16 protein-coding genes and 1 other RNA gene are annotated in these 20597 nt (G+C 71.7%); 5 read left to right on the forward strand and 12 right to left on the reverse strand.

The window, feature by feature from the left end:
• Nucleotides 1-37: 37 nt before the first annotated feature.
• A complete protein-coding gene (locus tag QUG98_RS15620) occupies nt 38-760 on the forward strand; it encodes a DUF4191 family protein (protein WP_289471421.1) in 723 nt (240 codons plus the stop codon).
• Nucleotides 761-1060: 300 nt separating this feature from the next.
• On the opposite strand, the gene QUG98_RS15625 is transcribed toward QUG98_RS15620, so the two are convergent.
• Complete coding sequence (locus QUG98_RS15625; RefSeq protein WP_058728605.1) at nt 1061-1531, reverse strand: RDD family protein; 471 nt, start codon at nt 1529-1531, stop codon at nt 1061-1063.
• A 143-nt stretch (nt 1532-1674) separates the two neighbouring features.
• Between QUG98_RS15625 and glnA (QUG98_RS15630) the strand changes: the two genes are divergently transcribed.
• A complete protein-coding gene (glnA, locus tag QUG98_RS15630) occupies nt 1675-3099 on the forward strand; it encodes a type I glutamate--ammonia ligase (protein WP_058728604.1) in 1425 nt (474 codons plus the stop codon).
• 533 nt (nt 3100-3632) lie between these two features.
• Here the strand turns inward: glnA (QUG98_RS15630) and QUG98_RS15635 are convergent.
• The 6 genes from QUG98_RS15635 to QUG98_RS15660 all read right to left on the reverse strand — a co-directional run bounded on the left by QUG98_RS15635 (nt 3633) and on the right by QUG98_RS15660 (nt 13275).
• Nucleotides 3633-5057 carry a UDP-glucose dehydrogenase family protein gene (locus QUG98_RS15635; RefSeq protein ID WP_289471422.1) on the reverse strand — a complete coding sequence of 475 codons (1425 nt, stop codon included), beginning with the start codon at nt 5055-5057 and terminating at the stop codon, nt 3633-3635.
• Entirely contained in the window at nt 5054-6604 is a 1551-nt protein-coding gene (locus QUG98_RS15640) for a glycoside hydrolase family 26 protein (RefSeq protein WP_289471423.1), read from the reverse strand. Before QUG98_RS15640 ends, QUG98_RS15635 begins: the two co-directional genes overlap by 4 nt.
• Nucleotides 6597-8225 (reverse strand): glycosyltransferase family 2 protein, encoded by a 1629-nt coding sequence (locus tag QUG98_RS15645; protein WP_289471424.1) that lies wholly within the window; start codon nt 8223-8225, stop codon nt 6597-6599. The genes QUG98_RS15640 and QUG98_RS15645 overlap by 8 nt, the downstream gene beginning before the upstream one ends.
• Before the next feature lie 502 nt (nt 8226-8727).
• Nucleotides 8728-11700 (reverse strand): bifunctional [glutamine synthetase] adenylyltransferase/[glutamine synthetase]-adenylyl-L-tyrosine phosphorylase, encoded by a 2973-nt coding sequence (locus QUG98_RS15650; RefSeq protein ID WP_289471425.1) that lies wholly within the window; start codon nt 11698-11700, stop codon nt 8728-8730.
• Nucleotides 11701-11721: 21 nt separating this feature from the next.
• Nucleotides 11722-13059 carry a type I glutamate--ammonia ligase gene (gene glnA, locus QUG98_RS15655; RefSeq protein ID WP_058729960.1) on the reverse strand — a complete coding sequence of 446 codons (1338 nt, stop codon included), beginning with the start codon at nt 13057-13059 and terminating at the stop codon, nt 11722-11724.
• A 36-nt stretch (nt 13060-13095) separates the two neighbouring features.
• Nucleotides 13096-13275 carry an SPOR domain-containing protein gene (locus tag QUG98_RS15660; protein ID WP_058729959.1) on the reverse strand — a complete coding sequence of 60 codons (180 nt, stop codon included), beginning with the start codon at nt 13273-13275 and terminating at the stop codon, nt 13096-13098.
• Between the two features lie 395 nt (nt 13276-13670).
• Between QUG98_RS15660 and map the strand changes: the two genes are divergently transcribed.
• The 3 genes from map (at nt 13671) to rnpB (ending at nt 15844) form a co-directional block, all read left to right on the forward strand.
• The gene (gene map, locus QUG98_RS15665) at nt 13671-14534 is read left to right on the forward strand and encodes a type I methionyl aminopeptidase (protein WP_289471426.1); all 864 of its coding nucleotides are present in this window, start codon (nt 13671-13673) and stop codon (nt 14532-14534) included.
• 28 nt (nt 14535-14562) lie between these two features.
• A complete protein-coding gene (gene ppgK, locus QUG98_RS15670; RefSeq protein ID WP_289471427.1) occupies nt 14563-15312 on the forward strand; it encodes a polyphosphate--glucose phosphotransferase in 750 nt (249 codons plus the stop codon).
• Nucleotides 15313-15489: 177 nt separating this feature from the next.
• Nucleotides 15490-15844, forward strand: an RNA gene (rnpB, locus tag QUG98_RS15675) — RNase P RNA component class A.
• A gap of 94 nt (nt 15845-15938) precedes the next feature.
• On the opposite strand, the gene QUG98_RS15680 is transcribed toward rnpB, so the two are convergent.
• From QUG98_RS15680 to QUG98_RS15700, 5 genes are all read right to left on the reverse strand, one after another.
• Nucleotides 15939-16673 carry a zinc ribbon domain-containing protein gene (locus QUG98_RS15680; protein WP_289471428.1) on the reverse strand — a complete coding sequence of 245 codons (735 nt, stop codon included), beginning with the start codon at nt 16671-16673 and terminating at the stop codon, nt 15939-15941.
• Nucleotides 16670-17590, reverse strand: coding sequence for a Nif3-like dinuclear metal center hexameric protein (locus QUG98_RS15685; protein ID WP_289471429.1), 921 nt, complete (start codon nt 17588-17590; stop codon nt 16670-16672). Before QUG98_RS15685 ends, QUG98_RS15680 begins: the two co-directional genes overlap by 4 nt.
• A gap of 57 nt (nt 17591-17647) precedes the next feature.
• Complete coding sequence (locus QUG98_RS15690) at nt 17648-18865, reverse strand: hypothetical protein (RefSeq protein WP_289471430.1); 1218 nt, start codon at nt 18863-18865, stop codon at nt 17648-17650.
• A gap of 105 nt (nt 18866-18970) precedes the next feature.
• Nucleotides 18971-19555, reverse strand: coding sequence for an RBBP9/YdeN family alpha/beta hydrolase (locus QUG98_RS15695; protein ID WP_289471431.1), 585 nt, complete (start codon nt 19553-19555; stop codon nt 18971-18973).
• Nucleotides 19556-19593: 38 nt separating this feature from the next.
• Entirely contained in the window at nt 19594-20559 is a 966-nt protein-coding gene (locus QUG98_RS15700; RefSeq protein ID WP_289471432.1) for a helix-turn-helix transcriptional regulator, read from the reverse strand.
• Nucleotides 20560-20597 lie beyond the last annotated feature (38 nt).

Genomic DNA, 20597 nt, shown 5'->3' on the forward strand with positions numbered 1-20597 from the left:
GGTCCGCGAGCGATGATCGAGGCCGTATCCTGGTCGCATGGCACGCAGCACTCCCCAAGCAACGACGGCGAAGGAGCCGGGTCGTCTGAAGCAGATGTACCAGGTCTTCACGATGACCCGTCGGGCCGACCCGAAGTCCGTCTGGTGGTTCCTGCTGGCGTTCGTCGGCCCCGTCGTGGCGGGCGTGCTGCTCGCGCTGCTCCTGCCGGGGCAGAACTGGCTGGCGATCACGCTGTGGATCATCGCCGGTGTGCTCCTCGGCGTGCTGCTCTTCCTCATCGTCCTCGGCCGCCTGGCAGAGCGTGCCGCGTACTCGCAGATCGCCGGGCAGCCCGGCGCCGTGGGAGCGGTCCTCTCCAACTCCCTGCGTCGCCAGTGGCGCTCGAGCGAGATGCCCGTCGCGGTGCACGGTCGGTCGCAGGCTGCGGTCTACCGTGCGGTGGGCACCCCCGGCGTCGTGCTCATCACCGAGGGGCAGCGCGGCAACCTGAAGCGCCAGGTGGACGAGGAGCGCCGCAAGGTCCAGCGCATCGTCCCGAACGTCCCGGTGCACGTGGTCCACGTCGACGACGACGAGGACGGCGTGACGCTGCACAAGCTGCCGCGGGCGATGAACAAGTACAAGAAGGCGCTCAACCGCAACGAGGTCCTGGCGGTCGCGAACCGTCTCGACTCCCTGACGCACAGCCCGGCCGCGGCGATCCCGAAGGGCATGGACCCGATGCGGGCGCGTGCCGCGCGTGCCGGCCGACCGCGCTGATCGACCGACCACCGGATCGCCGACGCCCCCGACCGTGCCAGGTCGGGGGCGTCGGCCGTTCCGGGGAAGTCGATGCGTCCCGGCTCCGGCTGCTCGCACGTGACAGTCCGCACGCCCGTCCGACGTTCCACGCGTCGTTCGACGAGTGGAACGTCGGACCATGCGCGCACACAAGACGTCCGCGCATGATTCGACTTCGCACGCGTCGATCGACCAGCACGATGTCGATCCCGGCACAGCGTCGATCTCGACACAGCGTCGAACCCAGCGCAGCGCCAGCGCCGTCCCCGCCGCCGCAGGTCAGCGCCGGACGAGCACCGTCCCGGCGATGCGGTCGTGCGCGCCACGGCTGTCGCGGTCGATGATGAGTGCCGGGACGACCAGGCAGAGCAGCACCGTGCGGACGATCGGCCGCCACACCCCGACGTAGCCACCGCGGATCGGGACGACCCGGAGCCCGACGCAGACGTGCCCGAAGGACCCGGACAGCGTGCAGATGAACAGCACCTGCAGCGCCGCGAAGATCGCGAGCTGGATCCATGTGTGCGCGATGTCACCGGAGCCCTCGAGCGGTGACCACACTCCCGTGACGTAGGCGACGAGGTCCGCCAGGATCCCGTCGATGAGCAGTCCGACCACGCGGCGGCCGATGCGACCGACGCTGCGCGGACCGTCCTCGGGGAGGCCGAGGTCCTTGCCGGGCCAGCCGTCCGGGTGCTCCCCACCGGGGTGTGCGGAGGACGCCGAGGGCGGGGTGGTGCTGCGGGCCATGTTCCAAGGGTAGGCGACCGGCAACCCCGTAACACGCACGAAACAATGCAGTCATGTCCGGGAAACCCGGTGTCAATAGCCTCGTCGGAGGGTGCACCCGCGGCACCTCTCGCCATCACCTACCCCCCAGGAGATCGACACACATGTTCAGCGATTCCTCCGAGGTGCTCGCCTTCATCAAGGACACGGACGTCAAGTTCCTCGACATCCGCTTCACGGACCTGCCCGGTGTCCAGCAGCACTTCAACATCCCGGCGTCGACGGTCGACGAGGACTTCTTCTCGGTCGGTCAGCTCTTCGACGGTTCGTCGATCCGCGGTTTCGCGTCGATCCACGAGTCGGACATGCAGCTCATCCCGGACGTGACGACGGCGTACATCGACCAGTTCCGCGCCGAGCGCACGCTGATCATGATCTTCGACATCTACAACCCGCGGAACGGCGAGATCTACGGCCGCGACCCCCGTCAGGTGGCGAAGAAGGCGGAGAAGTACCTCGCGTCGACGGGCATCGCGGACACCGCGTTCTTCGCCCCCGAGGCCGAGTTCTACATCTTCGACGACGTCCGCTACTCGGTCACCCAGAACAAGTCGTTCTACTCGGTCGACTCCGAAGAGGGCGCCTGGAACACCGGCCGCGAGGAAGAGGGCGGCAACCTCGCCAACAAGACCCCGTACAAGGGCGGCTACTTCCCGGTCTCCCCCGTCGACAAGACGGCGGACCTGCGCGACGACATCACCCTCAAGCTGATCGAGGCGGGCTTCGTCCTCGAGCGCTCGCACCACGAGGTGGGCACCGGCGGCCAGCAGGAGATCAACTACAAGTTCGACACGATGGTCCACGCCGCGGACGACATCCTGAAGTTCAAGTACATCGTCAAGAACACGGCCGACCAGTGGGGCAAGGTCGCCACGTTCATGCCGAAGCCGCTCTTCGGTGACAACGGCTCGGGCATGCACACGCACCAGTCGCTGTGGAACGACGGCAAGCCGCTCTTCTACGACGAGAACGGCTACGGCGGTCTCTCCGACACCGCGCGCTGGTACATCGGCGGCATCCTGAAGCACGCCCCGGCGCTGCTCGCCTTCACGAACCCGTCGATCAACTCGTACCACCGCCTGGTCAAGGGCTTCGAGGCGCCGGTCAACCTGGTCTACTCGGCCGGCAACCGCTCCGCCGCGATCCGCATCCCGATCACCGGCACGAACCCCAAGGCGAAGCGCATCGAGTTCCGCGCGCCGGACGCCTCGGGCAACCCGTACCTCGCGTTCGCCGCGCAGCTGATGGCGGGCCTCGACGGCATCCAGAACCGCATCGAGCCGCACGAGCCGGTCGACAAGGACCTCTACGAGCTCCCCCCGGAGGAGGCCAAGGGCATCCCGCAGGTGCCGGGCTCCCTCGACGAGGCGCTCGAGGCGCTCGAGGCGGACCACGAGTTCCTCACGAAGGGCAACGTCTTCACCGAGGACCTCATCCAGACGTGGATCGACTACAAGCGTGAGAACGAGATCCTCCCGCTCGCGCAGCGTCCGCACCCGTTCGAGTACGAGCTGTACTTCGGCGTCTGATCCTCCGCACGAACGTCTGATCCCCTCGGATCACCACGAAGGGCCCCGCACCGCCAGGTGCGGGGCCCTTCCGCGTGCACGGCGCGCTGGGCGGGTGCGTCGTCCGCGGGAGCGACAGCGCTCGACGAACCGTCCGCGGTGCGCTGTCGCGACCGCGGCAGAATCCGGCGGCACGCGCGCGGGTGGCGGGTGGGGCTCTGGAAGCGACGGCCTGGAGGCCCGGTGCCGGTCCGACGGCCCGGCACCGGGCCTCCAGGCAGTCGCGCTGGCACGTTCCTGCCCCTTGCACGCGAGATGGGATGCAGGATCGCGCGTGGGAGGTCCGAAGGAACGGCTTCGTACGCGCGGAACGACCTGCCACACGCGGAACGCCCTGCCACGCGCGGAACGCCCTGCCACGCGCGGAACAGTCCCCTCCGCGCGGAACGACCTCCTACGCGCGGAACGACCCAGCCCGCGCCTCGGCGCACGCGGACACGCGAGAGCGGGGCCCGCGCCGCCCCCGGCACGGACCCCGCTCCTGGCGGTGACGACTAGCGGGCTGTGGCCAGCACGTCGTTCGTCCCCGCCGCCACGCTCACGGGTGCACCCGTGACCGGCGTGGGCCGTCCCAGGGAACGGACGGACCACCCCGCCTCCACCCAGTCGGCAACCGGGAGGCAGTTCCGCGCGTCGATGACGACGCGACGGCCGACGATCGCCCCGAGCGCGACGGGCGACGCCTGCACGACCTCGTCCCACTCGGTCAGGACGAGCACGACGTCGGCGGCCTCGACGGCGTCCTCCTTCGTGGCGGCGTACGACAGGGTCGGGAAGGAGCGTCGGGCGGTCTCGTTGGCCTCCGGGTCCCACAGCGTGACCTGGGCCCCGCGGAGGTGCAGCGCCGCCGCGACGTTGAGGGCCGGCGAGTCGCGGACGTCGTCGGTGAGCGGCTTGAACGCGGCCCCGACCACGGCCACGCGACGGTTGAGCACGGAGCCACCGAGCGCCTCGATCGTCATGTCGATGACGCGCTCGCGCTGGCCCATGTTGATCTCGTCGACCTGCTGCATGAGTCCGACGACCCGACCGGCGCCGATCTCGTTCGCGCGGTGCATGAGCGCGCGGATGTCCTTCGGCAGGCATCCGCCGCCGAAGCCGAGGCCGGCGTTGAGGAACTTCCGGCCGATGCGGGCGTCGTGCCCGAGGGCGTCGGCGAGCGTCGTGACGTCGGCTCCGGTGATCGCGCACATCTCGGAGATCGCGTTGATGAACGAGATCTTCGTGGCGAGGAACGCGTTCGCGCTGACCTTGACGAGCTCGGCGGTCGCGAGGTCGGTCGTGATGACCGGGGTGCCCTCGGCGATCGGTGCGGCGTAGACCTCGCGGATCACGGCGTCCGCCGCGGCCGAGGCACCACCCCAGACGAGGCGGTCCGGGTGCAGGGTGTCGTCGACGGCCTTGCCCTCGCGGAGGAACTCCGGGTTCCAGACGAGCTCGGCCTGGATGCCGGCCGGGCGGAACTCGCGGACGATGCCGCGCAGCCGCTCGGCGGTCCCGACCGGCACCGTGGACTTGCCGACGATGAGTCCCGGGTGGTTGAGGTGTTCCGCGACCCCGCGGGTTGCGGCCTCGACGTAGGTCAGGTTCGCGGCGTGCGACCCGGCCTTCTGCGGGGTGCCGACGCACACGAAGTGGACGTCCGCGGCGGCGACGGCCTCGGCCAGGTCAGCCGTGAAGCGGAGCTTCCCGGTGGCGACGTGCTTCGTGATGAGCTCCGGCAGGCCGGGCTCGAAGAACGGCACCTCGCCGGCGGACAGGGCTGCGAGCTTCGCGGGGTCGACGTCCACGCCGATGGTCTCGAAGCCCATCTCGGCCATGGCGGCCGCGTGGGTGGCGCCGAGGTAGCCGGTGCCGATGACGCTGATGACGGGGGCCGGCCGCACGTCGGCGGCGTCGGTCTTCTTCTGAGCGGTCACTGCTTGACCTCCTGCAGGTCGTAGTCGGTGTCGGTGCGGGCGATGCCCTCGGCGAAGGTCGCCAGGCTGTCGGCGCGGGAGTCGAGGCGCCAGTCGTTCGTGGTGCGCGCGCCGTCGACGATGGTGGTCGCCACCTGGCTGAAGTACGCGAAGCCGATGACGTCGCGGTTGGCGGGATCGGCGAGGGCGTCGAAGAGCGATGCGATCCACTGGGACTTCTGGCTGTTGGAGACGGTGCCGCCGGTCTCGGTGGCGCCGATCTCGTTCAGCAGGATGTGCTTGCCCGGTGCCACCTGCCGGAGCTGCGCGAGGGTGGCGCCGAAGGTGGTCTGGAACGTGGGCTGCTCGGTGGCGGTGCGGTAGTAGCCGCTCATGCCGACCCAGTCGACGTAGTCGGCGCCCGGGTAGTACTGCCGCATGTAGTCGAGCGTCTGGTACTTCGGGTTGCCGAGCTTGTCGATGCGCGACGGCGACCAGTTCCAGATGACGTAGTCGTTCGCCCCGTTGGCCTGGAAGACGTCGTGCACGTGCTTCCACATCGCGACGTACGACCCCGGCGCGTTCTGCTGCTTCGACGCCTCGGACCAGTTGTACCACTGGCCGTTCATCTCGTGGTCGAGACGGATGACGACGGGCATGCCGTTCGCCTTCAGGGCCTTCGCGTAGTTCGCCAGGTAGTCGTCGAACTTCCCGGAGACGATGTCCTGGTTCGTGTAGCCCGCGACGTACGGCTGGTCGTTGCCGGTCTTCGCGGGCACGGTCTCCCACGTCATCAGCGGCAGGCGGCCGTTCGCCCACGACCGCTGGACGGCGTTGGCGTTGAAGTCCTGGTCGAACCCCTGGAAGAAGCCGACCATGTTCGTGGCGCGGCCGACCTCCTGCGTGACGCGGTCGTACTCGGCCCAGTTGAAGGGCGACTGCGTCGTGTAGAGGCCGTACCAGCGGGACTGCTGATCGAGGATCTGCGCCTTCGACGGGGTCGTGATCGGCTCGGACGCGACCGGGTCCTTCGACGGTCCGGCGTTGCCGCCGGTCCCGCCGGACGTGCCCGGACCCGAGCCTCCGCTGGAGCCGGCAGCGTGCCCGCCGGCGGTCCCGCCCGAGCCCGACCCGCCGGAGGACGAGCCGGCAGCACCAGAGCCGGAGCCGGCCTTCGATCCCGCGGCCGAGGCCTTCCCGCCGCTCGTCGCAGCACCGAGGTCGGACTGCAGCGCGGCGATCTGCGCCTTGAGCCGGGTGATCTCCTCAGCCCGCGAGCCGGCCTGCGCACCCGAGGAGTCGAGCTTGCCCTCGAGCTTCCAGATGGTCTGCTGCGCGGCCTCGAGCTTCGCGCTGAGCTCGGCGGCGCTGGGCTGCTTCGCCTTCGGCGGCGTGACGCCGAGGGCGGTCTGCACGGCGCTCGACACGGGGCCGGCCGGCGACACCCAGACGGTCCAGGTGATCAGGCCGAGCACCAGGACGATCGCGACCGTGCCGATCGCGGTACGACGGGCGTGCTTGCTGGACTGGGCCCACCACGTGCTGGTGGAACGGATGAGGTCAGACAATGAGGAACGCCTCCAGTGCGAAGATCGCGAACCCGATCAGGTACGGGATCGCCGCGTAGGGGTTGGCACGACGGGCCTTGGCGGGCGCCGGGCGGGCGGGAGTGGGCGCAGCTGCCGCAGTCACCGCTGCCGACCGCCGCGTGGCGAGCACCGTCGCGGTCGAGTTCGTCGTGGCGTCGGCGCCGAAGAGTTCGTCGAACGCCCGGTCGGCCGCCGCCTGGTCGTCGACGTCCACCCGGGAGTGAGCGAGGTCGGTGCGGTCCACGGGCGGCAGACCGGCGTCGACCGGGCTGACCGGCGGAGTACCGAGGGCGACCGACGGTGCTCCGAGTGCGACCGGCTGGACGGCGTCCGCGGGGTCCTCCTCCACCGGACCGCCGGCGTACGCCCCGGCCCGGGTCCCCCAGCCGGACGCGTGCGCCAGGCGGAAGAAGCCGATGAGCCGGATCGGCATGAGGAAGAAGGTCGACACGATGATGAACATCGGCAGCCGGAAGAAGTCGCTCGGCTTCTCGGCCAGGTGCCGCATCTGGCGGATCGCCATGCTCAGCACGCTCGAGACCACCATCAGTCCGGCGACGTAGACGAAGCCCGTCGAGAAGCCGTACTGCTGCAGGATCCCCTGGTACAGGTTCTCGCCCTGCCCGGTGACGGCGCGGTAGATCCAGCCGGCGATCACGCCGAAGAGCATGAACGGCAGGATGATGTCGGTGAGGAAGAACACCGCCAGGATCGGCGCGTGCCCGAGCATCCACGGCAGCATCCGCAGCGTGTTGTACTGCGAGCCGCGCGCCCAGCGCAGCTGCTGCTTGAACAGCTTCTTCACCTGCAGCGGAGCATCGGTGTAGACGAGCGACGTGTACTGGTAGACGGTCCGGTAGCCCTCCTTGAGGGTCAGGTTCGTCAGGGTCCGGTCGTCGGACACCTCGAGGAACACCCCCATGAACTTCTCGTGCATGAACCGGTCCATGACGCGGACGAGGATGTTCCGGCGGAACGCGATCGTCCGACCCGGCAGGCACCCGATCTGGCCGAGGACGCTCTGCGCGGGCATCGAGTAGAGCGCCCGCGAGTTCTCCAGCCAGTCGGCCCAGCGGGTGATCCACGAGCGCGTCGGCTCGAGGATGCGCTGGCGGGTGGTGACGCCGCCGACCGACTCGTCGGCGAAGGGCTTCAGCAGCTCGGAGAGCGTCCCGGGCGTCCACACGGTGTCCGAGTCCACGAGGATCGTGATGTCACCGGTGGACATCTCGGTGCCGACCTTGACCGCGTTGCGCTTGCCGGGGATCGGCGTGTGGGTCCAGCGCACGAGCGGGGCGAACTCCTCGCAGACCTCCTCGAGGGCTTCGTTGCGGGCGCCGTTGATGACGACGATGATCTCGCCCGGACCCTGCTCGACCATGCGGCCGATCACGTCGCGGAAGAGGTCGAGTGGTTCGTCCACGACGGGGACGACCACGCTGGTGGTGCCGGTGTAGGTGCCGGTGAAGGGGCGGTAGCGGGCGGACAGGACGACCTTGAGCAGCCAGAGCAACCAGATCACCGCGGAGTACACGGCGAACAGGTAGAACTCGGGGTGCCCGTCGACCATCTGCCGGATCTGCAGAATGAAGGTGAACATCGATCCCTGCTTCAACGTTCGAGGTGGGGATTCCGCATCGTCGAGGAACCGTGGACGGTTCGGGTGAGCCAATTGATGCAGAACCTGGACGTCACCGCAACGCGTCCCCCGAGCGGGGGTGTTACCGGCAGGTTACGGGGTACAAGGCGGTCCCCCTCGGGACACCCCGCACCTGTCCGCACTGCTGCCGACAGCAGGATGGTGGACCGGTCCACCGTCGTGCAGAGCGCAACACGGCGTGCGTCTCCGCCGGGAGGCATCCCTCACCTCGCCAGGAAAGCCCCGGTGACGGGCACGTACCCCTGTTCTGGGGACAGCCGCGCAGGACTGCTCTCGTCCGCCCCGGCCGCGGCCGGTCACGGCCGCACCGAAGCGGGCGAGACCGTGCCGAGCGGGGTACATCGACAGCGAGACAGGGGGACACCGGGCGACGCCCAGAATTCACCATCGATGACCTGTCACGTTCTCGGCGGCACGTCGCCCCGGGCGTGTCGTGAGCCGCTCAGGCGCCGTAGAACTCCCGCTCGAACACCTGACGAGCACGCCGCGTGACCCCGAGGTAGTCGTCCTCGAGGTGCGACGCCGACCCCGGCGGGTACTCCATCAGGCGCGCGATGCCCTCGAGCTGCACGCGGTCGACGGGGAGGACGTCGGTGGTCTTGCCGGACCAGAGCACGAGCGCGCTCCGGGTGCGGGACGCGAAGCGCCAGGCGGCACCGAGGCGTTCGGCGTCCTCCGGTGCGACGAGTCCGGCCACCGTCGCGGCGTCGAGGGCCTCGAGCGTCGAGGTGGTCCGCAGCCCGGGCACCGTCGTGGCGTGCTGCAGCTGCAGCAGCTGCACGAACCACTCCACGTCGCTGAGCGATCCGCGGCCGAGCTTCAGGTGCCGTGCCGGGTCGGCGCCTCGGGGCAGCCGCTCCGACTCGACGCGGGCCTTGATCCGCCGGACCTCGCGCACCGCCTGCTCGTCGATGCGCTCCGGGTACCGCGTGCCGTCGGCGAGGTGCTCGAAGTCGCGGAGCAACGCGTCGTCACCGACGGCTCCGCGGGCCCGGAGGAGCGCCTGCGCCTCCCACGTCAGCGACCACCGGGCGTAGTACGCGCCGTACGACTCGAGGGTGCGGACGACGGGGCCGTTCTTGCCCTCCGGCCGCAGGTCGGTGTCGAGCTCGAACGGGTGGATCGCGTCGTCCGTCAGCCGCGAGAGTTCGCGCACGATCGTCTGGGCGGCACGCGACGCCCGCTCCGGTGCGAGGTCCGCCGATGCCCGGTACACGTAGAGGACGTCGGCGTCGGACCCGAAGCCGAGCTCGCGGCCGCCGAACCGGCCCATCGCGACGATGCCGAACGCGAGGCCGGGCGGGGCGTCCCGTCGGGCCAGGGCGAGCGCGCCGGTGAGGGTGGCCTCGGTGACGTCGGACAGTGCCGGCCCGAGGGCGTCGACGTCCAGGTGCCCGAGCACCGCGGCCATGCCGAGCCGCAGGGTCTCGCGGCGACGGGCGGACCGGACGAGCGCGGCGGCGCCGTCGACGTCGTCCCCGTGCCGGGCGGTCGTCGCGGCGTGCTCGGCGAGGAGCGACGCGAGCGGCCGCGGCCGGAGCAGCGCGTCCGGCTCGTCGAGCCAGGCCACCGCCTCCGGGAAGCGTTCGAGCAGTCCGGCGAGGAACGCCGACTCGGAGAGCACGGTCGTCAGGGAGTGCGCGGCGCCCGACGAGTCGCGGAGCATCCGGAGGAACCAGCTCGACTCCCCCAGGGTGTCGCTGAGGCGACGGAAGGCCAGCAGTGCCCGGTCCGGGGCCGGTCCCTCCGCCATCCACCGCAGGAGCACCGGCAGCAGGTTCCGCTGGATCGCCGCACGACGGCTCGTGCCCTGGGTGAGCGCACGGATGTGCCCGAGCGCTCCCGCCGGGTCCGCGAAGCCGATCGCGCCGAGGCGATCCGCTGCCTGGTCGCTCGTCAGGACGATGTCGCCGTCCGTGGCCGCCACCGCCGACAGCAGCGGGCGGTAGAAGAGCCGCTCGTGCAGTCCGCGGACCTCGAGCTTCACGCCCCGCCAGCGCTGTTCCAGTGCGGCCGCCGAGGTCGCGAGGCCGGTGGAGCGTGCGAGGACCCGCAGTTCGTCCTCGTCACTCGGCATGAGGTGCGTCCGGTGCAGCCGCCGCAGCTGGATCCGGTGCTCGAGCAGGCGCAGCAGGGCGTAGTCGGGGCCGAAGCGCGCGGCCTCGGGCCGACCGACGTACCCGGCGGCGGCCAGGGCGTCCATCGCCTCGAGCGTCGAGCGGACCCGCACGGACTCGTCGTCGCGGCCGTGCACGAGCTGCAGCAGCTGCACGGTGAACTCGACGTCGCGCAGGCCGCCGGGGCCGAGCTTGATCTGCCGGTCGACCTCGTCGTCGGGGATGTGCTCGGTGACGCGCTCCCGCATCCGCTGCACGGACTCCACGAAGCCGGGTCGACCGGCGGAACTCCACACGAACGGGGCGACCGCGGCCGCGTAGCGCTCCCCCAGGTCACGGCTGCCGGCGATCGGCCGCGCCTTGAGCAGCGCCTGGAACTCCCACCCCTTCGCCCAGCGCTCGTAGTACGCCACGTGCGACTCGAGCGTCCGGACGAGGGCGCCGTCCTTGCCTTCCGGCCGGAGGTTCGCGTCGACCTCCCACAGCGCGGGCTCGGCTGCGAGGTCGGTGATCGCGTGCGTCGCCGCGATGGCCAGGCGCGTCGCGATGAGGACCGCGCGGTCGGTGCCGACACCGGTGTCGGCCTCGTCGTCGCGGGTCGACTCGGTGACGAAGATGACGTCGACGTCGCTGACGTAGTTGAGCTCGCGGGCACCGGCCTTCCCCATCCCGATCACCGCGAGCGGGGTCGCAGCCACGTCGGCGGCGGGGAACGGGACCTCGCGCCGGGCGACCACGACCGCCGCCTCGAGTGCAGCGCCCGCGAGGTCGGCGAGCCCCGCGGCGACCGCCGGGAACGCCTCGGTCGGGACGGGGTGCAACACGTCGAACAGGGCGATCTGCGCGAGGTGCCGTCGGTAGCGCACCCGGAGTCGGAGCCGGGCGTCCTCCCCGGTCGTGTCGGCCACTGCCTCGGACAGCGATGCCGTGTACGCGTCCTGTGACCACGGCGGGGTCACCGGGTCGAGGAGCAGCGCGATCTCGGCCGGACGACGGTGCAGGAACTCACCGAGGCCCGTCGAGGCGCCGAGCAGCCGGACGAGCCGTTCCGTGGCGGCCGGGTCCGCCAGGACCGGCCGGACCGCGTCCGGTGCGCGCTCGAGGAGCCGCTCGAGCAGCCGGAGCGCGCCGTCGGGATCGGCCGTGGACTCCCACAGCGCCGGGGCGTCGGTGACCGGCACCCGCACGTCGGGGCCGAACCGCGCCTCCAGGCCGGCGATCCGTTCCAGGCTCTCGGACAGCTCCGCGAAGCCCAGGCGGGCCATCTCGGAACGGGACGTCCTCGTCCGACCGGTCATGCGTGCTGCTCCGGGCGGCTGCTAGAGCGCGCCGAGGTTGGTGCGGAGCTCGAACGGCGTGACCTGGTCGCGGTAGGCCTTCCACTCCTGCCGCTTGTTGAGCAGCACGAAGTTGAAGACCTGCTCGCCCAGGGTCTCGGCGACGAGCTCCGAGTCCTCCATCAGGCCGAGGGCGTGGTCGAGGCTCGCGGGGAGCTGCCGGTACCCGAGGGCCTTGCGCTCGGCGTCGGACAGGCTCCAGACGTTGTCCTCGGCCTCCGGCGGGAGCTCGTAGCCCTCGTCGATGCCCTTGAGACCCGCCGCCAGGAGCAGCGAGTACGCCAGGTAGGGGTTCGCCGCGGAGTCGATGCCGCGGTACTCGACGCGGGCGGACTGGCCCTTGTTCGGCTTGTACAGCGGCACGCGCACGAGCGCCGAGCGGTTGTTGTGGCCCCAGGTCACGAAGGACGGGGCCTCGTCGCCGCCCCACAGGCGCTTGTACGAGTTGACGAACTGGTTCGTCACCGCGGTGATCTCGGGAGCGTGGCGGAGCACACCCGCGATGAAGTGCTTCGCGGTCTGCGACAGCTGGTACTCGCCGCCGGCCTCGTAGAAGGCGTTCTGGTCGCCCTCGAAGAGCGAGACGTGCGTGTGCATGCCCGAGCCCGGCTGACCCGACAGCGGCTTCGGCATGAACGTCGCGTAGACGCCCTGCTCGATCGCGACCTCCTTCACCACGGTGCGGAAGGTCATGATGTTGTCGGCCATCGTCAGCGCGTCGGCGTAGCGGAGGTCGATCTCGTTCTGACCAGGACCGGCCTCGTGGTGGGAGAACTCCACCGAGATGCCGAGGTCCTCGAGCATCCGCACCGAGCGGCGGCGGAAGTCGTGCGCGCTGCCACCTGGGACGTTGTCGAAGTAGCCCGCCTGGTCGACGGGCTGCGGGCCGCCGTCCGCCCAGTCGCGGCTCTTCAGCAGGTAGAACTCGATCTCGGGGTGCGTGTAGAACGTGAACCCGCGCTCGCTCGCCTTCGCCAGGGTCCGCTTCAGCACGTTGCGGGGGTCGGCGACGGCGGGCTGGCCGTCCGGCGTCGTGATGTCGCAGAACATCCGTGCGGTCGGGTCGACCTCGCCCCGCCACGGCAGGATCTGGAACGTCGAGGGGTCCGGGTGCGCCAGGACGTCGGCCTCGTACGAGCGCGTGAGGCCCTCGATCGCGGAACCGTCGAAGCCGATGCCCTCGGCGAAGGCGCCCTCGACCTCGGCCGGGGCGATCGCGACGGACTTCAGCGTGCCGATGACGTCGGTGAACCAGAGTCGGATGAACTTGATGCCCCGCTCCTCGATGGTGCGGAGCACGAAGTCCGTCTGCTTGTCCATGGACGCCCTTTCCGTGGTGCTGCTGGGGCCTCCAGCCTATTGGTCCTCGTCGTCCCAGCGCTCGTTGTTGGCCTTGATGCGGTCCAGGGCGTGTTGCGCCTCCTCACGCGTGTCGAACGGGCCGATGCGGTCGCGCTGCGGCGACTGCGGGCCCTGCTCCACCTCGTGCGTCTTCTCGTTGAACCACCACTGGGACTCGATGCGTTCGTCGCTCATGGCGCCACCGTACCCACGGGGATCGGGCCGCGCCCGGGTGTGCCGTGCTCGGCGGGGCGCGGCGCTACCGCGCGAGACTCGGCCCCGCGGACAGGTTCGCGACCCGTCGACGCGAGCTTCGTCCGCACAGCCGAGTCTCGGGGGCGCCCCGCGCCCACGGCGGCCGGCCTGGAGGCGCAGTGCCGGTCCGGCGGGCCCGGGCCGTGCCTCCAGGCGGTCCCGTCCCGACCGTGGCGGCCGGCGGGGACATGCGCGCCTTCACACGCAACCCGAGACGCGCGCTGGTGGACAGGACTCGCGTCCCGGAGCACGAGTTCTGTCCGCTGCGGCGAGTCTCGCCGTCGCTCGCGGCGGTCGGGCGGGCGCGCGCCGTGCACCCGGTTAGAGTGGTCGCCATGCCCCGGGACGCACACGGACACCTGACCGCCGGCCGGATCTCCCCCCAGCGCCCCGTGCCGAAGGACATCGAGCGCCCCGAGTACGTCGGGCGTGCCGAGCCGCACGAGCACGGCCTCGGCGACACGTACACGCCGGACGAGGTCGAGCGCATCCGGACCGCCGGGCGCATCGCCTCGCAGGCGATCGACGCCGTCGGCGAGGCCATCCGGCCCGGGGTCACCACCGACGAGCTCGACCGGATCGGCCACGAGTTCGTCGTGTCGCACGGCGCCTACCCGTCGACGCTCGGCTACCGCGGGTACCCGAAGTCGCTGTGCTCGAGCCTCAACGAGGTCATCTGCCACGGGATCCCGGACGACACCGTGCTGCAGGAGGGCGACCTCGTCAACATCGACATCACCGCCTACAAGGACGGGATGCACGGCGACACGAACCGCACGTTCGTCGTCGGCCAGGCGTCGCAGGAGGTCCAGGACCTGGTCGACCGCACGCGCACCGCGCTCGAGCGCGGCATCAAGGCCGTGGCTCCCGGGCGCCAGGTGAACGTCATCGGGCGGGCGATCGAGGCCTACGCCAAGCGCTTCGGGTACGGCGTCGTCCGTGACTACACCGGGCACGGCGTGGGCCGGGCGTTCCACTCGGGCCTGATCGTCCCGCACTACGACGCGCCCCGGTTCGACGACGTCATGGAGGTCGGCATGGTGTTCACCATCGAGCCCATGCTCACGCTCGGCGGGATCGAGGCCGACATCTGGTCGGACGACTGGACCGTCAGCACCCGTGACAAGTCCTGGACCGCACAGTTCGAACACACCCTCGTCGTCACCGAGCGCGGCGCGGAACTCCTCACCGTCTCCTGACGGACACCCACGAAAGGCACCGCTTCTCATGACCTCCCTCGCAGTCGGCGTCGACATCGGCGGAACGGGCATCAAGGGCGCGATCGTCGACGTCGCCACCGGCGAATTGACGACCGACCGGATCAAGAAGGCCACCCCCGAGGGCGGCAAGCCGCACGACATCGTCGCGGTGGCGAAGTCGATCCTCGACGAGCTCGCTCCGGCGGCGGAGGTACCGGTCGGGGTCTGCTTCCCCGCGATCGTCCGCGACGGCAAGACGATGTCGGCGGCGAACGTGTCGAAGAAGTGGATCGGCTTCGAGGCCGAGGCGCTGTTCGAGAAGGAACTCGGCCGCTCCATCCACTTCGTCAACGACGCCGATGCCGCCGGGTTCGCCGAGCAGCAGTTCGGTGCGGCGAAGGGCAAGGACGGGCTCGTGGTCGTCACGACCCTGGGCACCGGCATCGGCACGGCGCTGATCAACGACGGTGTGCTCATCGTCAACTCGGAGCTCGGCCACCTGGAGATCGACGGGCACGACGCCGAGACGAAGGCCTCGTTCGCGGCCAAGGAGCGGGACGAGCTGTCCTGGAAGCACTGGGCGAAGCGCCTGCAGAAGTACTACTCGACGCTCGAGGCCCTGCTCTCCCCCGAGCTCTTCGTCGTCGGCGGCGGCGTGTCGAAGCACCACGACGAGTTCCTGCCGCTGCTCGACCTGCAGGCGGACATCATCCCCGCGACCCTCCGCAACAACGCCGGCATCATCGGTGCCGCGACCCTGGCGTCCAGCAGCAGGTAGCGGTCGGCCGGTAGCGGCCCTCGTGCACCTCGTCGCACGACAGGCCGCTCAGGTCTGTCCAGGTCGCACGACTCGCGGCCCGACGTGCCTGTCGACGGCATGTCGTGCGACCGGGGACCCGCGGCCGCAGGGCGGGACGCCGACGGGCGCGGGCAGCGGTAGACTCGGCACTGCGAACGGGTCGGTGAGACGGTCGCGTCACTCCCCCGGGAGTGCCGAGGAACGTCCGGGCTCCACAGAGCAGGGCGGTGGGTAACACCCACCCGGAGCAATCCGCGAGACAGTGCCACAGAAAGCAGACCGCCGGCGGCGACGTCGGTAAGGGTGAAACGGTGGTGTAAGAGACCACCAGGGGTCCGGGTGACCGGATCCGCTCGGTAAACCTCGCCCGGAGCAAGGTCAGACAGAGGACGACGAGGCTGCTCGCTGAGTCCTCGGGTGGACCGCTGGAGGCCGGCGGCAACGTCGGTCCGAGAGAGATGGCCGTCACCGCGAGAGCGGGACAGAACCCGGCGTACGGCCGGCCCGTTCGCACCCACGCACCACGCGCGCGCCCCCCGACCGACGACGGACGGGAGGCGCGTGGCGGTGCCGCCACGCGCCTCCCGTCCGTCGGGTCGCCGGCGCTACAGGCCGGACTCGGCCGTCCGCACCAAGATCGCGTCGCTGTCGGGGCAGAGCACGACGTCGTCGGGCGCGGCCCGGCGGATGTCCTGCAGGTCCGAGTTCGTGAGCGTGACGCCCGAAGCGGTCGACACCCCGCCCTGCAGCAGGGACGCACCGAAGCCGTAGCGTGCACGCTGCCGGTCGTAGAGCGCCAGCAGGTCGGCGGGCACCTTCGCGGCGACGGCCGCACGGCTCTGCACGGCGGACTCGCGGTCGGCCTCGACGCGGGCGATCTCGGTGTCGCGCTCGGCGACCAGGGTGGCGCGGTCGGCCTCGACCTGGGCGAGCCTCGACTCGACGTCCCCGACGCGGGCACGGTGCACGTCGAGCTGCTCCATGACCTCGAGTTCGGCGGTCTCCAGGTCGCCGATGCGGCGGCGGAGCGACGCCATCTCGCTCTCGAGGCCCGCGGCGTCCTTGGCGCTCGCGACGTTCTGCAGCATCGTCGTGTCCCGCTCGATGCGGGCCTGCGCGGTGGCGGTGTCGGACTCCAGGCGGGCGAGCTCGCGCTCGGCGTCCTCGACCTCGCCGGTCGCGGCGGCGAGTTCGGCGCGGAGCGACGCCGCGGTCGTGCCGAGCTCGGTGAGCCGGTCGCCCTTCTGCAGGGCGGTGATGCGGTGCGACAGACGGGTCACGTCGTTGTCGAGACGCTGGAGGTCGAGGAGGACGACCTGGTCCTCGGGTGCTGCCTTCACGGTCGGTCTCCTTCGTGGGCGGGTGCGGGGGCGGGGGTGTCGCCGGGATCGGCGGTCGTCGGCTGGGCGACGGCAGCGCGCTCCGCTGCAGCCGTCGGCTCGGCGGCGGGCAGGACGGCGAAGTCCCAGGGGTCGGTGCGCAGGTCGCTCACGGTCACCCGGACCCCGGCGAGCCGTCGGAGCTGCTCGGCGGCGACGTCGAGCCAGAGCCACTCGGTCGCCCAGTGCGAGGTGTCGACCAGCGCGGGGCCGTCGGCGAGCATCGCCTGCTCGCGGAACTCCGAGGCAGGGTGGTGCCGCAGGTCGCTCGTGACGTAGACGTCGGCGGCCCGCACGGCCGGGTCGCCGAGCAGGCTGTCCCCGGCTCCGGCGCAGAGCGCGACGGTGCGCACGGGCCGGTCGAAGTCGCCCGAGGCGCGGACACCCGTCGCCGTGGGCGGCAGCAGGTCGACGAGCTGGCGGGCGAGCGCACCGAGGGTCGTGCCCTCCGGCAGGCTCCCGACGCGACCGATGCCGGTCGAGGGGTCCGCGCCGGGCTCGAGCGGCCGCTGGTCGACGAGCCCGAGCCGGTCGGCGAGCACGGCGGAGGTGCCGGTCGTCACGACGTCGGCGTTCGTGTGCGCCGCGAGCAGCGCCGTCCCGCCCCGCACGAGCGTCGCGAGGACCCGGCCCTTGGCGGTCGTCTCGTCGATCGTGGTGACGCCGCGCAGCAGGAGCGGGTGGTGGGTGAGGAGCAGGTCGGCACCGAGGGCGACGGCCTCGTCCGCGGTGGCGGGTACGGCGTCCACGGCGAGGTGCACGTGCTCGACCACCTGGTCCGGGTGTCCGGAGACGAGCCCGACGACGTCCCAGGACTCGGCGCCGGCGGCGGGCCACAGGTCCTCGATCACGGCCTGGAGTTCGCGGAGCGTCGGCATCCCGTCAGTCTACCGAGACGTGGGCGCGGCCAGGGCGCCCGCGCAGGACCGGAGCGCTCAGCGGCGGCTGAACAGGGAGCGCAGGCGGGCGACGAGTCGCGCCCACCAGCCGGTGTCGGCACCGGCCGCCGTCGCCGCGGTCCCGCGGCCGTCGGCGGGGCTCGGCGTGCGGGCGCTCTCGCCCGCGCCCGCGGGCAGCGACACGGCGTCGGGCAGCACCACCGGGGTGCCGGCCGTGACGCCCTCGTGCGCGGTCAGTGCCGCTGCGAAGGCGGCCCGGTCGATCACGGTGGGACCGGTGGCGGGCTGCACCAGCGGGGTGGGTCGGGTCGCGGCCGACAGCGGTGATCCGACCGGGAGGCCCAGGGCCGGGCGGACGGGCGCCTCACGTCCCGGGGCGGGCGCCGTGGTGGCGGTGCCGTCGGCGCGCGTGGTCGGTTCCACCCGGACGAGTTCGTCGGTCGACGGCGTCGTGGCACGCTGCACCGGCCGCGTCGGCGTCGTCACGTCGGCACGGGACACCGCGGTGTGGGGCGCCACGGCGGCGCGGACGGGCGTCGGCACCGGTGCCGTGCCGGCACGGCGGGCCGCGGAACGCTCGCGTCGCGCGGCCTCGTCCGCCGCGTCGGCGAGCAGGTCGGCGAACGCGGCACGGGCGAAGGCGCGAGCAGCCTCCACCTCGGCGTCGTCGAGGTGGGCGACGGTGGCCTCCCACGCGGCGAGTCGCGCGAGGTCCTCGTCGCGGCGGGCGACCTCGTCCTCGAGCAGGACGATGCGCTCGATCGTGCTGCGACCGCTCGTGGCGGAGACCTCGACCGCGAGGTCCTCGATGCGCAGCGCGATGCGGGCCGGGGGTTCGGGGAACGACGGGGCGCAGGCGGCGACGTGGCGGGCGCGATCGCGCCGGCGGAACGCGGTCGGCGCCTCGACGGCGGTCGGCGCGTCGGCGGTGGGGTGCTCAGCGGTGTGGTGCTCAGCGGCCGGCGCTTCGAGGACTATCTGCGCGACGGTCGGAGCGTCGGCGGTGGCGGTCTCCGGCACGTCCGGCTGCTGCCCGGCCGGGGCGTCCTCGACGGCGGTCTCGACCGCCTGGACGGGCTCCTGCGCGGGGCGGGCGTCCGTCGTCACCGGGCGCTGCACGGGACCCGTGACCGGCGGCACCACGAGGTCCGCCAGGTACGGCGTGCGGGTGGCCGGGACGTCGCGGAGCCACTCCTCGAGCTCGCGACCGAACGGGTCGACGAGGGGGGTGCGTGCACCGGGCTGGGTCTCCATGTGACGCAGGATAGATATCACACCCGCCGACGCCGGGGAGATCCGCGGTGTGTCGCGCATCCCGAGCCCCGGACGTCACGTACCGGTCCGGACGTGAGCGGCGTGTCAGGCCTTCGGCAGGGACTCCGCGAACACGTCGAGCATCTGCCGCCCCTCGGGCCAGGCGCCGACACCGCTGGCGACGTTCACGTGCTGTCGGTCCCCCACCCGGAGCACCCGTGCCCCGAGCACGTCGGCGAACGCGAGGGCACGGTCGGCGGCGCAGTACGGGTCGTCGTCGCTGACCACGAGCGCGGTCGGTACGGCCGCTGCCCCCTGCGGCGCGCGGAAGGCGGCGGCCGCGGCGGGGAACACCGGTGCGTCCGGGTCCGGTGGTGCCACCAGGAACGCGCCGGCGACCCGCTCGGCAGCCGGTTGCCGCGCGTCCCCGGTCAGCCACTCGGCGACCGCCAGCACGCCGAGGCTGTGCGCGACGAGCAGCGGGGGCCGTGCGCAGCGGTCGACGGCCTCGGCGATCGCCCGGGACCAGTCGCCGGGCTCCGGCTCCGACCAGGACGCGGGTTCGATGCGGACGGCCTGGTCGCCCCGCGCCTCCTGCCAGCGGGACTGCCAGTGCTCGGCGTCCGACCCCCAGATCCCGGGGACGACCACCCACGGGTACCGGTCGGCAGGGCGCTCGTGTTCGTCCATCCGGGCAGCGTAGCGGGCGCGCCGGACGACCACGGACCTCAGGCGTGCAGGGTGTCGCGCGGGTACTCGCCGAAGCGCTTCGCGTACGCAGCCGAGAATCGGCCGAGGTGCGCGAAGCCCCACCGGACGGCCACGGCGGCGACCGTCAGCTCGCCGGGGCCGCCTCGACGGAGCTCCTCGCGCACACGGTCCATCCGGATGCCCCGGAGCATCGCGTTCGGGGCGGTCCCGACCTGCCGCTGGAACGCCTGCTGCAGTCCCCGCACGCTGAGTCCGACGTGCTCGGCCACGTCGGTCGTGGTGATCGGGGTGTGCGCGTAGGCGTGCATGTACTCGATCGCCTCGCGCACGCGGCTCGTCGCACCCTGCGGCACCGGGACCTCGGGGGCGAGCTGCTCGTGCGGGAAGGTGCGGAGCATCGCCAGGGCGGTCTCGCGCGCGGTCTCGGCCATCACGAGCGGCGACGGCGCCGTCCCGCCGAGGACGACCTGCGCGGCCCGCCGCACCTGGGTGTTCCAACGGCGCAGGTCCTCGGTGCCGGGCCGGGCGGTGTGGTCGAAGACGATGGCACCTGCGGCCCCGCCGTGCTCCTCTGCCGCGATGCCCTCGAGGAACCGCCGGTCGAAGTGCACGAGGTTCTGGCGGACGTCCTCGACCTCGAACACGAACGGGCGTCCGGCCGGGAACACGAGCGCGTGCCCCGGGGCGAACGGTGCCTCGTCCCGCCCGACGTCGACCGTGCCCCCGCCGTCCGTCGTCCACATGACGGCGTAGTCGTCGCCGGACGATGCCTCACCCGTGGCGTGCGCGTCGAAGTGCGTCGACCGGAACGACATCGAGGCGTCGCCGGTCATCTTGAAGCGGTACCCGAACGACCGCGACGTGTTGCGGCCTGCGAAGTGCGCGCCGTCGTACGCGTCCGAGAACAGCTGCAGCGCGGCGCCCAGGTCGCTGCCCACGGCTTCGTAGCGCATGCGGGGGTCTGCGCGCGTCTCGGTCGTCACCGGACCGAGCGTGTCACGTCGACGACGCGTCCGTCCGC

The organism is Curtobacterium subtropicum (assembly GCF_030362975.1).
Taxonomy (GTDB): Bacteria; Actinomycetota; Actinomycetes; order Actinomycetales; family Microbacteriaceae; genus Curtobacterium; species Curtobacterium subtropicum.